This window comes from Streptomyces iranensis, assembly GCF_017874715.1.
Classification (GTDB): domain Bacteria; phylum Actinomycetota; class Actinomycetes; order Streptomycetales; family Streptomycetaceae; genus Streptomyces; species Streptomyces iranensis.
This window is the reverse complement of the sequence record NZ_JAGGLR010000032.1, coordinates 59742-71890: the sequence shown is the minus strand read 5'-3', so window position 1 is coordinate 71890 and position 12149 is coordinate 59742. Positions and strand designations below refer to the sequence as shown.

Sequence of the window (12149 nt, the reverse complement as noted above, 5' to 3'; positions counted from 1 at the left end):
GAGCACCCTCTTCTGGTTACGCCTCTGTCTCAATATTGGTGTCTTCGACGATGAAGCGTTCTGCGAATCGTGACAGCTCGTCATGCTGTTCGTTCGGGTCTTCGGCTGTGGCACTGACGACGACACGGGTGACACCTTGGGCGGCGAGTTCTGACAGCTCTTCGTCGGTCATGTTGATTCCGGCCCACCGCGTGTATTCGAGGCGATCCGGGTCCCGACCGCCCTCCTTCGCAGCTGCGCGGACCACTTTCCACTGAGCCGTGCGTTCTTGGAGGGCTAATGCACCTCCCGCAAAGTATCCGTCCCCACGCAGGCCGGCCCTGCGTGCGGCGCGCTGGCTCGACCCACCAACGTGGATGGGCAGCGTCCTCGCCTGGTACGGCTTCGGGGACTGCACCAGATTGTCGAAGGAGAAGAACTCGCCCCGGAAACTGACGCCCTCTTCGCCACCCGACCACAGCAGGCGCAGCGCGTCGATCGCTTCGTCGGCGCGTCGCCCACGGGTGCGGAAGTCGATCCCTGTCGCCGAGGCATCCTGTGGGAGGAGGCCCAACCCGACGGTCAGCAACCGCATCCGGCCCCTGGACAAGACGTCGATGGTCGCCAGCTGTTTGGCCAGCACCACCGGATGCCGATACGGCAGCAGCAGCACTCCAGTGCCCAGCTTGAGCCGCTGGGTCGCGGCAGCGACGTAGGCGAGGGTGTCGAGCGGGTCGAGGAACGGGCGTGAGAGCGACACTTCGAAATTGTGCAGTTTCGCCCCGGGAAACAGGACGAGGCGCTCGGGCAGATAGAGGCCCTCGAACCCGCACGCCTCCGCGTGGCGCGCATAGGCGACGAGCTGATCCGGATCATCGCCCGACTGACCACCGTTGTAGGTAACTGCGAATTTCATACCCGCTCCTTCCGGCGGACGGTCCTTGCCGCCACTGGCCGGGATGCCCGGCGGGACGGCGCCACGCTGACGGCGGCCTGCGGCTCCGCGCAGTCCGGAGGCGCACACACCCGTGCCTCAGCGCCGAGTGCCCGCAACTGCATCGCAAGTCCAACCACGGGTTCGACGGCCCCGCCCGAGCCACACGGCAGCAACAACACGCGCATTTCGGGACTCCCACTTCCGTAGATTCTGGTCTCGGCTGGCGATTCTGCGGCAAGATCGGGGGCTTGCCGCAAGCCCCCCAGTGCGCTATACGTTGAGCATGGCAAGGAATAGTGGTTTCCTTGCCCTTGCCCTTCCTCTTCCGCTGTGGACGGAACAGCCTTGTGGCGAACCAGCGGCGCTTCGCGTGCAGGGCTTCGCACGGTCCCAGAAAAGACTTCCATGGGCCATACGGCGCCCTAACATTTCCCTCGGAATGAGTTCAGCCGTCGCCAGCAGATCAGCGCACATCCGAGGGTGAGGAAGGCTTCGTGGATGTCGTCGCGTACTTCCCAGCGGATACGTAGGCGACGGAACCAGTGCAGGTGGGCGAATGCTCGCTCCACGACCCAGCGTTGGTTGCCGAGTCCGGAGCCGTGTTCGGTGCCCCGGCGGGCGATCAGCGGCTTCACGCCGAGATCCCAGACCAGGCGGCGGTACTTGTCGTGGTCGTAGCCGCGGTCGCCTCGGGCGGCGTCGGGGTCGGCCGCGTTTGCCTCGCACCGGCGGTACCGCTTGAAGTAGTGGGAGCAGTTGGGTGACGTCGTTGCGGTTGCCGCCGGTCAGGGTGGCGGCGGGCGGGATGCCGGTGGCGTCGGTGATCAGGTGGTGTTTGCTGCCCGTCCTGCCCCGGTCGACAGGGCTTCGTCCGGTCTTGGGACCCCCTTTAACGCCCGGATGTGGGAGCTGTCGACGGCCGCCCGGGAGAAGTCCAGGGCATCCACGCTGCGCAGGTCGGCGAGGAGGACCTCGTGCAGCCGGGGCCACACACCGGCCTCGGTCCACTCTGCCAGCCGGCGCCAGCAGGTCTTGCCCGAGCCGAAGCCGATTCTTGCGGACCTTGGGCAGCAGCGGCTCGATCACCGCCCACAGCTCGTCGTCGACTTCCCATGGCTTCGGCCGAGCCACCCAGCACCCCCGAATCAGCAGCCCCGGAGTGATCCAATCACCTTGAAGATCATTTTGTTGGGAGTTCTGACGGGGATAAACATCCATGGCTTCCGATCGCTGATGGGGCTCTACTGGACCGCACAGGGCGAGAAGCCAGGAGCGCGACATGACTACTTCCACGATGACCACCGCCGACAGCGGCACGCGCATGTGGACCCTCCCTCGGCTCCCCCCATCCGTGCCGGCCGCCCGCCGTCTGGTCGATGCCCTGCTGCAGACGTGGAAATGCCCACTCGGCACCGTGGAAATTGCGCAGCTGGTGGTCACCGAGCTGCTCACCAACGCTGTCCGGCATGCGGATGGGCCGCGCATCGTCTGCAACGTCAGCCTGGCACCGGGCGTACTGATGCTGAGCGTGACCGATACCGGCAACCGTGCAGCTGACGACGCCGCGGCCACGCCGGCTACGGAGCCTGCGTCCCTCGAGGAAAGCGGCAGGGGGCCGGCCGTCGTCACCGCCCTCGCCACCGACTGGGGCGCCCGCTGCACGCCGTGTGGCCATGAGGTCTGGGCCCGCCTTGCCGGCTGACCGGGTGCGCGGCCGCCCGCCGCATGGCCGCTGATGTCATCGGCCCCGCCTCACTTCTGTGAGGCGAACCCGGCGGTGAGATGGGCCGACAGCTGCCCGGGTGCGTCTTCCTGGAGGAGGTGGCCCGCCCCTTCGACCCAGTGCAGCTCGGCATGTGGGATGCGCGCGTGGAGCCAGGTGGCGTACTGCGGGGGGAGGATGCGGTCCTCGCGGCCCCAGATGAGGCGTACCGGGAGTGACATGCCGCCCAGCAGGTGCTCGTACGCGGCGGTGTCCGCCTGCCTGATTTGGCGGTACTGGCGGTAGAACGCGGCCTGCCCTGCGGCCCCCCGCCACGGTGCGAGAAACGCGTCGAGGACTTCCGGCCGGAAGCCGATATGTGTGGCGTGCCGCATATGGCTGGCGACCAGGGCTTCGTGTGCGTAGTCCGGAAGCTGCTGGAAGACGTCCGCGTGCTCCAGAATGAGCTGGAAGAGCCCTCGCTCCCACTCACCGCCGCTCACCGCGTCGAAGAGGGTCAGGTCCTGGTAGCTCCTCTCCTCCAGCAGGAGCGTCCGCAGTGCCACGGCCCCGCCGATGTCGTGGGCGACGACGCTGGGGCAGGACAGCTCCCAGTGGTCGAGTAGCCGGGCGAGGTTCCTCGCGTGAGCCGCCAGGCTGAGGTCCTGGCCCTCCCGCTGGTCCGACTGGCCGAAGCCGAGATGGTCGAAGACGAAGACCGTGCGGGTACGGGCGAGCGCTGGAGCGATGTCCCGCCAGAGGAAGGAGGAGTACGGAGTGCCGTGCACCAGCACGACCGGGTCTCCGCTGCCGAGGACCCTCCACCGCACCACCCCTTCGGGCGTCTCGAACTCCTTGTCCAGCGTCCAGTCCACTCTTGTTCTCCGCTTCTCTCGCACGACCGGCAATTTTCACCAAGGGCATGGCCGATACCGCCCTGACAAGGCCCAGTGGCCTCCCGGACTCCTGAATACCACCCTGCTGTGGCTCTGAGCGCCTTCCGAAGCCATCGACAAGTGACTCCGGCGGCAGGCCGGCCGCCTGGAAACGGGCCTCATCACCGTTGCCGGTCGCGCTGGCGGCCGTCAGGTGCGCCGGAAGACCTGAGGCATCATCAGAACGCCGCCGGGCCGTATCGATGATCGGACGGCTCTCCACCGCTTGCCGGAGCTGCCCGCGCTCGTGCAACAGGTTGGCCGTTTCGCCAGGGGTGAGGCCGCCGCTGTCCTCGCCTGTCGCCGAGCCGCTGTCCTGCTCGGGCGGTGTATTCGCTGACTCAGCCCGACCACGCCGAACCTGCGGCTTGAAGGGGGTCGCATGTTCGACGTCTGCCCGGTATGCCCACCGGCACACCGCGAACTGGCGAAGCCTTGCGAGCAGGCGGCTCGGGATCGCGGCTATGGCGGTGCCGTAATGTTCCGCGGGTGCCTCGGTCAGTCAGGTCGATGACGGCCCAGTCGTAGAAGCGGTTGCCCTTGGCGAGCGCGGCTGTCATGGGGTGGTACACCCTTCCCTGTTCCGCTGCCATGGGAACGGCACTTCTGATCCTTCGGTGGCTGCGCGGCAGCACCGTGGCTGGATGCGGCGCGGACGGACGGCCGTGTGGAGCGCAGGCCGCGGGCCCGGCTGGGACTGTCCGACCAGGCGTGGGAGGTGCTGGCGCGGGCGGGTGGGAACGCGGCGGTGCTGTACCGGCGGCAGCGGGCCCTTACAGCGGCGATCGAGCGCGTCCCGGACCGCGCCGCACACCTGAGCGGGCTGGAGGCCCACGCGGAGCAGGTGGAGGAACTGGCCAAGGCACATGCCATCGCCACCGAGGCAGCCGCCGTCCACGCACACGCGGCGGCCGGGGCCGGGGGATCGACGGGCGGACCGCGTGGTGGGCCGGAACATACATTGGCAGTGCCCGATGAGCACCTCAGACCGGGCGATCGTTGCTCGCGGACCCGATGAGAAGGAGATGGCAAAGGTGTGTGCGACCGTGCTGCGCTGGGCCGACTACCACAGGATGACCTGGAAGAACGGCTCCGGCGCCACGCGGGAGGTGGCGGCCGCACCCGTCGGCTCGGGGCTGCCGGACTTCGACTGGCGGGTAAGCATCGCCGACGTCGGCGCCGAAGGGCCGTTCTCCCCCTTTCCCGGAGTCGATCGGGTGATCATGCTGGTCGACGGCCCCGGCATGTGGCTCACCATCGACGGTACGGAACACCGGCTCGGCCCCTTCGCTCCGTTCGCCTTCTCCGGCCACAGCACGGTCTCGTGCCGCCTGTCCCACGGGCCCACCCGGGACGTCAACGTAATGACCCGGCAAGGCCGCGCGACGTCATCCATAGAAGTAGTCGAGATGGTGGAACACCATGACATATCCACCCGCTTTGGTGAAACACTTCTCGTGCTCGCTCTCTCCGGGCAACCGGCCCTGGCCGTAGGGGAGTCGGGCGAGGTGGCACTCCAACGGCTGGACGCCGTACACCAGGACGGACCTGGCGACATCCGGATCCGGGGACGCGGCACCGTCGCCGAGATCCGGATCGGAATCACTCATTGACGGGGTGCCGTCGAGACAGCAGCCCGTCCCGCACGCTGACGGACGGCGGGTACGCGAGGGCGGCCCGCTCCGATTGTGGGAGCAGGTCGAGAACGTCCTCGACGCGTAGGCCATGTGTGCCGTACGTGGAGTGCGGCTGGAAAATGGTGAGTTGGAGGGGCGGCGCATACGCTGATCGCGATGGTGACGAAAAGGGTCCAGAACAAGGCGCTCGCGCTCGTACGCTTCGATGCCACGGTGGCGGGCTGGTGCCGGCTGGCCGGTCCTCTTCCCGAGCCGCCCGCGGGAGCGCGCTCCACCGGGCAGGTGCGGCTGCGGCCGCGACGTAAGCCGCCGTGGATCGCCTTCCTGCGGGTGTGCGGTCTGGTCCTGTTCTCTCCGCTGCTGCTGTACGCCTTCCTGGAGGGCCTGCCCGGCTCTCCCGGGGAGTACCGCGCGGCCAGGGCCCGCCGGGCCGAGAGGCGGCGCCGTCGTGCGCTGGTGCCGGAGCTGGGGCTGGACCGGCCCTTCGACGGCCGCTGGGAGGGCACGGCCGGGCGGCTGCTCCTGGACTGGTACGCGCAGGCACCGGATGAGGAGCGGCTGCTGGTGCTGCACCCCTCGGGAGTCTTCCTTCTGGCCGCTCCCTCACGAGGGTGGAGGCCGGGCCCAGCCGGACGGCTGCGCGTGGTCCGGGAGCTCCGCTCCTGCACGGAGCGCTTCGAAGTGCCGGTGATCTCCGGCCCGGACCTGCCCTGCTTCCGGCTGGAGTTCACCGACGGATCCTGGCTGGGCCTGCGCTTTCTCGGTTCGCAGGATGCCACCGGCCGGGCGCTTGCTGCCTGCCGCTTGGTCGTTGACAGGCCGCGCCCCGCCCCGGACGACAGGACTGGTGGCTACGAGGAAGCGGACGTATGAAACTGCCCTCGGAGATGACCGGACGCGAGTACTTCGCCCGCGTCGGCCGACGCCCGGCATGTTCGTCGGCACGCTTTCCTTTTCACGTGCTGACCGCGTTCCTGACCGGCCACGGCCGGCACGCCGTCCGCCACGGCGGGCCGGGTACTGCACATCGCCCTCCCCAACGGCCGGGACGGCATCTGGAACCTTTCGCCCGAGGACGATCGGCGCGCGACCGAAGTCCTGTCCGGCCTCCTCGATGAGTTCGCTTCCGGGCGCGGGGCGGCGCAGGGCTGAACACCTCTCGGGTCGGCTGACGGCACGCACCCGCCCCTGGCGCCGTCCGCCGGGCACGGGTGCGATCGGCTCTGGCCGCAGTTTCCGTGAAAGCGCAGGTCAGCGACGGAATGTAACGACGTTCTTCGCCTGGGTGCCCGCTCCGTGGCGGTCGGTCGGGGACGTACGGATGCGCGGTCGGCTGTCTGGCGTTGATCGATGGCGCGGCCGGTTCACGCCTTCACGCCTGGAACTCGGTGAGATCGATGGTGCGAACGCGCAGCGGATAGGCATACACCGGGTGCGCCGTCTCCCGCTCGGGCACCATGCCGAGCTTCTCGATGACGTTCTCGGAGGCGTCGTCCCCCACCCGGTTGATGCTGATGACGCGGTCGAGGCCACGGTCCTGGAGCGCGAACTCCAGCGTGGCGTGGGCGGCTTCGGACGCGTATCCCTGGCCCCAGTACTGTGTGCCGAGCCGCCAGCTGATGGCCACGGCGGGCAGTACCTCCGGCAGGAACCCGGGCACGGACAGGCCCGTGAAGCCTGCCAGTTCACCCGAGGCCAGCAGCTCGACGGCGAAGAGTCCGAAGCCTTCCTCCTCCCACTCCTCCTCCCACCGCTCGATGGCCTCCGCCGTGTGGTCCGGGCCGTGCACCGAGCCGTCGTCGATCCAGCGCATGACCCGCGGGTCCGCGTTGATGTCCGCCATCGGCGCGAGGTCGTCGTCATGCCAGCGGCGGAGGAGGAGGCGGGGTGTGCGGATTTCGGTCATGGCGCCCATCCTGCCGAAGGCAACGGCCTCACCGGTAATCCGGCGCTCGCCCGTGCTGCCGCTCCGGCCTGCACCCCGGCGCTCGGGTCCGCCCGGAGGTTCCTGGACCCCCGGCGGACCCGGGCGGGGGCGGGCCGCCCTGGGCCACGAGACGCCCGCTCAGCCCAGCACCCGCCCGAGGAAGCCGCGCAGATAACCCGCGACGACGTCCAGGTGGCTCTCCAGCAGGAAGTGGCCGCCGTTGATCAGGTGCACCTCCGCGTCCTTCGCGTCGCGGGCGAAGGCTTGTGCGCCGGCCGGGCCGAAGATTTCGTCATTGCGGCCCCATACGGCGAGCACCGGGACCTCGCTGGTGCGCAGGAATTCGTGCAGCAGCGGGTAGAGCGGGCGGTTGTTCGGGTAGTCGCGGAACAGTGCCAGCTGGACCTCGTCGTTGCCCTTGCGGGAGACGAGAGCGAAGTCGTGTTCCCAGGTGTCCGGGCTGACCAGGCTCGGGTCGGGCACGCCGTGCAGGTACTGCCAGCGGATGGCGTCGACGCTCAGCGCGGCGCGGACGCCGGGTTCGGTGTCGGGGCCGGGGTCCGCCCCGTAGGCCCAGACGTCGGTCCAGAACGACTCGACGAAACCGTCCTCGTAGCCGTTGCCGTTCTGGGTGACGAGGGCGGAGATCCGTTCGGGGTGCTTGAGCGCGAGGCGCCATCCGATGGGGGCGCCGTAGTCCTGGACGTAGAGGGCGTAGCGGTCCAGGCCCAGTTGGCCGAGCAGCCCGGAGGTGAGTTCGGCGAGGGCGTCGAAGGTGTAGGTGAACTCCCCCGCGAGGGGGGCGTCGGAGTGGCCGAAGCCGAGGTGGTCCGGCGCGATGACGTGGTAGTCGTCGGCCAGCAGCGGGATGAGCTCGCGGAACATGAACGAGCTGGTCGGGTAGCCGTGCAGCAGGACGATCGCGGGGGCGTCGGCGGGGCCGGCTTCCCGGTAGAAGATCTCGTAGCCGTCGACGGTGGCGGTCCGGTGGCGCACCGAGTTCATTCCTAACCCCTTTAACTGTTCGATCCGGTTAGTTCTCGTCATGCAAGCACGGAATGAGCTAACCTGTCAAAAGACTCGATCTGGTTAGAGGAAGAGCGGTACCCCGATGGACACGCTGCTGGACCTGCTCAACAGCAGGCCACTGGTCGACGGCGAGGAACAGGACGCGCTCGGCGACCCGGCCGGAGGCAGACGCTGGGCACGGGAGCACGGCGGCGAAGGCAGCCTCGCGGAACTGGCGCTGCTGCGCGAGACGCGGGACATCCTGCGGGACATGGTGCGCGGAGAACGCTCGCCCGCCGCGTTGAGCCCGCTGCTCGAAGGGGTCCACCAGATCCCGGAGATCACTTCGGATGGTCTTCAGTGGACAGTCAGGACTCCCTCGCACGCCCGGCTGGCCGTCGAGGTGGTGCTCGCCTGGGCCGCCACCGAGAAGCAACTTCCCGGCCGGCTACGCCCCTGCGCCAACGACGAGTGCCAGTTGTTCCTGCTCGACCGCAGCCGCGCCAACCGCGCCCGCTGGTGCTCGATGGCTGTCTGCGGCAACCGCGAAAAGGCACGCCGCCACTACAGACGCACCCGCTGAGCTTGATTCATGGTCCGGCCTCGAACGATGCCCCGGACACGACCGCTCGTCCGGGGATTGCGGGGGGCGTGAACACGGCCTCCGTCCGCTGGTGGACTGTGTCACGGCCCGGTTCGAGGACGTGGCTCCGGCGCGGCCGTTCGAGGCGGTTCTGTCTGGTCTGCGGCGTGCGGCGGGCTCAGGTGTACGGGGATCCGGCGGTGGATGTCCTCGAGCAGGTTCCGCATTGCCATGCGGAAGATCTCGGCCTGCCGGTCACCGAGGAAAGAGGTGTGTCCGAACACCTCCAGGACGACGAGGCCGTGCAGGTGTCCCCACGCGCTCATCAGGAGAGCGGTCGCGGGGGGCGGCAGATACCCCAGACCGTAATGCGGCAGCTGTTCCAGGTGTGCCCGGAGCGGGGACGAGAACACGGGGGTGTCGGCCGCGGCGAGTTGCTCCGCGGTGAACCCATCGAACAGCTCGCGCTCGAAGATCGAGCTCATCCGGCGCGTCGCCTGGGTGGTCGGGCCCTCGGCGGGTGCCGCGTAGTCCCGCAGCGGCGTTCCGTACAGGAGCTGGAAGCGCTCGGGATGGGCGATGGCCCATCGGCGGTAGCCCTCGGCCGCGACCACCAGGCGCGGCAGGGCCGAGTCGTCCGCCGCGGTGTCGACGGCGGCCTGCACGGCGTCGGCCAGGTCGTCGTATGCCTTGGTGACGAGCGCCGTGACGAGGGCATCCCGGTTCGGGAAGTAGTGGTAGAGCGCCTGCACGGTCATTCCGAGGCCGCGGGCGACCGCGCGCAGGGACAGGGCCGCGGGTCCGTGTTCGCTGATGTGGTGCTCGGCGGCGTCCAGGATCTCTTGTGTGGCGGCGGCCCGGCGTCGCCGGCGCAGGGAGGACTGGGCCATTGCGTGTTCCTCCGCGGGGATGCGCGACTGCGGGTATGCGGCGACCGTAGGACGGTTGCCCCTGTGGGTCACCCAGGAGTTGCGGGGTGTGAAGAAAATCTAACACTGCCAAATCTTCTGCTGCCTCACTAACGTCGTTCGCGGCGACGAAGAGTGTGACACCGCACCTGCTTCCGGCCGGGGTGAGGGGACTCCGCGGAGCATGGCGCCGGCCCCCCCTCTGGTCAACTCCGGCCGTTTCGCGTCGTTTTCACCGTATGGACACCTAAGGAGATCGTGCGTGTTTGAACGCATAGCCGAACTGGCGATTCGCCGGTCCCGGCTGGTACTCGTCGTCGCCGCCGTGGCTGTGGCCCTCATGGGTGTCCTGGGCGCCGGCGCGTTCGGCAAGCTGCTGGGAGGTGGCTACGACGACCCGGCCTCCCAGTCCTCCCGGGCCGGGAAGGCCATCGACGAGAAGTTCGGCGGGGAGACGAACCTGGTCCTGCTGGTCCGTGCTTCCCAAGGCCGCATCGACGCCCCGGCCGCCCGGCGCGGTGGCCGGGCCCTGGTGGCCGACCTCAAGAAGGAACAGAACCTCGAGAACGTGATCTCGTTCTGGGACACGGCCGGCCCCGGCCTCCGCTCCGGGGACGGCCGCGAAGCCATGGTGCTCGCCCATGTGAAGGGTGACGGCACCAAGCGGGACGAGAACGCCAGGAGCGTCATCGACGCCTACACCGGACCGTACGAGGACGCACTCACGGTCCGGGCGGGCGGCGGCTCCGCGGTGACCAGCGAGATGGGCACCCAGTCAGGCGAGGATCTCGTCCTGGCCGAGTCCATCGCCGTGCCGCTCACCCTCGTGCTGCTCCTGCTCGTCTTCGGCAGCATGGTCGCGGCCCTGCTGCCGCTGGCGATCGGAATCATCGCCATCGCGGGCACGTTCGCGGAGCTTTTCGTCCTCGGCAGTGTCACCGATGTCTCCGTCTTCGCGGTCAACCTGACCACGGCGCTGGGCCTCGGCCTCGGCATCGACTACGCCCTGCTGATGGTCAGCCGGTTCCGGGAGCAGCTCGCGGCAGGGGCGAGTGTGAATGACGCCGTCCGGCGGACGGTGAGCACCGCGGGCCGCACGGTCGCGTTCTCCGCCGCGACAGTGGCGGCCGCGCTCGCGGCACTGCTGGTGTTCCCGCAGTATTTCCTGCGCTCGTTCGGCTATGCCGGGGTCGGTGTCGTCGTCATCGCGGCCGTCAGCACCCTGTTCGTCATGCCGGCCCTGTTCGTCGTCCTGGGGCACCGGGTCAACAGCGGGCGGCTGCCGTGGGCGAAGGCGAACCGTGGGCGCACCGGCACCCGGGCACCCATGTGGGGACGGCTGGCCGGCACCGTGATGCGGCGGCCCGCGCTCACCGCACTGCCCGTACTCGCGGTCCTGCTGCTCGCGGCAGGCCCGCTCCTTGGCATCACCTTCGGCACACCGGACGAACGCGTGCTGCCCGAGGACGCCGAGAGCCGCCAGGTCTCCTCCGTACTGCGGGAGAAGTTCAACGGCAACGACGACGCGGCCCTCCATGTCGTCATCGACAAACCCGTGAACAAGGCCCCACTGGAGTCCTACGCGCTCGCACTGTCCGGGCTCGGTGGCGTCGTCCGCGTCGAGACCAGCACGGGAACCTACGCCGCCGGACGGTCCACGGCGGCCGCCCCCGGCAACACCGCCCTCGGCCGCCCCGACGCGCAGCGGATCAACGTGGTGAGCGCCCTGTCACCGAAGTCCGGCCAGGCCCAGGGCCTGGTCCAGGAGGTGCGGGCGGTCGCCCCGCCCGCCGGATCACACCCCCTGGTGGGCGGCGCCGACGCCGTACTGGTCGACTCCAAGGACTCCGTCGGCAGCCGGCTGCCGATCGCCGTGGCCCTGGTCGCCGTCACCACCTTCCTCCTGCTCTTCCTGTTCACCGGCAGCGTCGTACAGCCGCTGCGTGCGCTGCTCCTCAACCTGATCAGCCTGGGAGCGACCCTCGGCGTCATGACCTGGATCTTCCAGGACGGCCACCTCTCCTCCCTGCTCGGCTTCACAGCCCAGCCGATGGATGTGTCCATGACCGTGCTGATGTTCTGCATCGCCTTCGGCCTCTCGATGGACTACGAGGTGTTCGTCACCAGCCGGATCAAAGAACTCCACGACCTCGGCGAGGACAACGAGTCCGCGGTGACCAACGGCCTCGGGCACACCGGGCGCATCGTCACCGCGGCGGCCTGTCTGCTCGCGGTGAGCTTCTTCGCCTTCGGGACGGCCGAGCTCAGCTTCATGCAGCTGTTCGGTCTGGGCAGCGGACTGGCCATTCTCATCGACGCCGTCGCCGTACGCGGCATCCTCGTCCCCGCCGCGATGCGCCTGCTCGGCCGCTCGGCCTGGTACGCGCCCGGCTTCCTGCGAAAGCTTCACGGGCGGTTCGGCCTCAGCGAAGGCGGGCCCGCGCCCGAGCCCGCAGCTGCGCCGGGGCTCGTAACCGGGTCGCCGTACGGGAAGAACTCGACGCACGTCTGACCACGCCAGACCCCACCCCAC

The 12149-nt window shown here is 69.0% G+C and carries 11 protein-coding genes and 1 pseudogene; 6 read left to right on the top strand and 6 right to left on the bottom strand.

What is annotated here, in order from left to right; all coding sequences use genetic code 11:
• Positions 1-16: 16 nt before the first annotated feature.
• Both J2Z30_RS43160 and J2Z30_RS43155 read right to left on the bottom strand, forming a co-directional pair.
• Positions 17-895, bottom strand: coding sequence for an LLM class F420-dependent oxidoreductase (locus J2Z30_RS43160; protein ID WP_044582700.1), 879 nt, complete (start codon positions 893-895; stop codon positions 17-19).
• Between the two features lie 443 nt (positions 896-1338).
• Positions 1339-2011 (bottom strand): annotated as a pseudogene (locus J2Z30_RS43155) (IS5 family transposase).
• A gap of 184 nt (positions 2012-2195) precedes the next feature.
• On the opposite strand from J2Z30_RS43155, the gene J2Z30_RS43150 reads away from it, so the two are divergent.
• The gene (locus J2Z30_RS43150) at positions 2196-2618 is read left to right on the top strand and encodes an ATP-binding protein (RefSeq protein WP_044582699.1); all 423 of its coding nucleotides are present in this window, start codon (positions 2196-2198) and stop codon (positions 2616-2618) included.
• Positions 2619-2668: 50 nt separating this feature from the next.
• Here the strand turns inward: J2Z30_RS43150 and J2Z30_RS43145 are convergent, their stop codons facing one another.
• Positions 2669-3493 (bottom strand): alpha/beta fold hydrolase, encoded by an 825-nt coding sequence (locus tag J2Z30_RS43145; RefSeq protein WP_044582698.1) that lies wholly within the window; start codon positions 3491-3493, stop codon positions 2669-2671.
• A 727-nt stretch (positions 3494-4220) separates the two neighbouring features.
• Here J2Z30_RS43145 and J2Z30_RS43140 point away from each other — a divergent pair.
• The 3 genes from J2Z30_RS43140 (at position 4221) to J2Z30_RS43130 (ending at position 6063) form a co-directional block, all read left to right on the top strand.
• Positions 4221-4571 (top strand): hypothetical protein, encoded by a 351-nt coding sequence (locus J2Z30_RS43140; protein WP_052702202.1) that lies wholly within the window; start codon positions 4221-4223, stop codon positions 4569-4571.
• 7 nt (positions 4572-4578) lie between these two features.
• The gene (locus J2Z30_RS43135) at positions 4579-5166 is read left to right on the top strand and encodes a HutD/Ves family protein (protein WP_044582697.1); all 588 of its coding nucleotides are present in this window, start codon (positions 4579-4581) and stop codon (positions 5164-5166) included.
• Between the two features lie 180 nt (positions 5167-5346).
• Positions 5347-6063 carry a hypothetical protein gene (locus J2Z30_RS43130; RefSeq protein ID WP_044582696.1) on the top strand — a complete coding sequence of 239 codons (717 nt, stop codon included), beginning with the start codon at positions 5347-5349 and terminating at the stop codon, positions 6061-6063.
• A 499-nt stretch (positions 6064-6562) separates the two neighbouring features.
• On the opposite strand, the gene J2Z30_RS43125 is transcribed toward J2Z30_RS43130, so the two are convergent.
• Complete coding sequence (locus tag J2Z30_RS43125) at positions 6563-7096, bottom strand: GNAT family N-acetyltransferase (RefSeq protein WP_044582695.1); 534 nt, start codon at positions 7094-7096, stop codon at positions 6563-6565.
• Between the two features lie 159 nt (positions 7097-7255).
• Entirely contained in the window at positions 7256-8122 is an 867-nt protein-coding gene (locus J2Z30_RS43120; protein ID WP_044582694.1) for an alpha/beta fold hydrolase, read from the bottom strand.
• 106 nt (positions 8123-8228) lie between these two features.
• On the opposite strand from J2Z30_RS43120, the gene J2Z30_RS43115 reads away from it, so the two are divergent.
• Positions 8229-8708, top strand: a complete 480-nt coding sequence (locus J2Z30_RS43115; protein ID WP_044582693.1) for a CGNR zinc finger domain-containing protein — start codon at positions 8229-8231, stop codon at positions 8706-8708.
• Positions 8709-8809: 101 nt separating this feature from the next.
• On the opposite strand, the gene J2Z30_RS43110 is transcribed toward J2Z30_RS43115, so the two are convergent.
• A complete protein-coding gene (locus J2Z30_RS43110; protein ID WP_078957459.1) occupies positions 8810-9598 on the bottom strand; it encodes a TetR/AcrR family transcriptional regulator in 789 nt (262 codons plus the stop codon).
• Between the two features lie 280 nt (positions 9599-9878).
• On the opposite strand from J2Z30_RS43110, the gene J2Z30_RS43105 reads away from it, so the two are divergent.
• Positions 9879-12128: an MMPL family transporter gene (locus J2Z30_RS43105; RefSeq protein WP_044582692.1), complete on the top strand. Its 2250-nt coding sequence runs from the start codon at positions 9879-9881 to the stop codon at positions 12126-12128.
• Positions 12129-12149: the final 21 nt, after the last annotated feature.

Excerpts from the sequence above, each read along its gene's own strand:
- J2Z30_RS43135 (WP_044582697.1), top strand. The coding sequence starts at position 4,579 with ATGGCAAAGGTGTGTGCGACCGTGCTGCGCTGGGCCGACTACCACAGG.
- J2Z30_RS43130 (WP_044582696.1), top strand. The coding sequence starts at position 5,347 with ATGGTGACGAAAAGGGTCCAGAACAAGGCGCTCGCGCTCGTACGCTTC.
- J2Z30_RS43125 (WP_044582695.1), bottom strand. The coding sequence starts at position 7,096 with ATGACCGAAATCCGCACACCCCGCCTCCTCCTCCGCCGCTGGCATGAC.
- J2Z30_RS43120 (WP_044582694.1), bottom strand. The coding sequence starts at position 8,122 with ATGAACTCGGTGCGCCACCGGACCGCCACCGTCGACGGCTACGAGATC.
- J2Z30_RS43150 (WP_044582699.1), top strand. The coding sequence starts at position 2,196 with ATGACTACTTCCACGATGACCACCGCCGACAGCGGCACGCGCATGTGG.
- J2Z30_RS43115 (WP_044582693.1), top strand. The coding sequence starts at position 8,229 with ATGGACACGCTGCTGGACCTGCTCAACAGCAGGCCACTGGTCGACGGC.
- J2Z30_RS43160 (WP_044582700.1), bottom strand. The coding sequence starts at position 895 with ATGAAATTCGCAGTTACCTACAACGGTGGTCAGTCGGGCGATGATCCG.
- J2Z30_RS43110 (WP_078957459.1), bottom strand. The coding sequence starts at position 9,598 with ATGGCCCAGTCCTCCCTGCGCCGGCGACGCCGGGCCGCCGCCACACAA.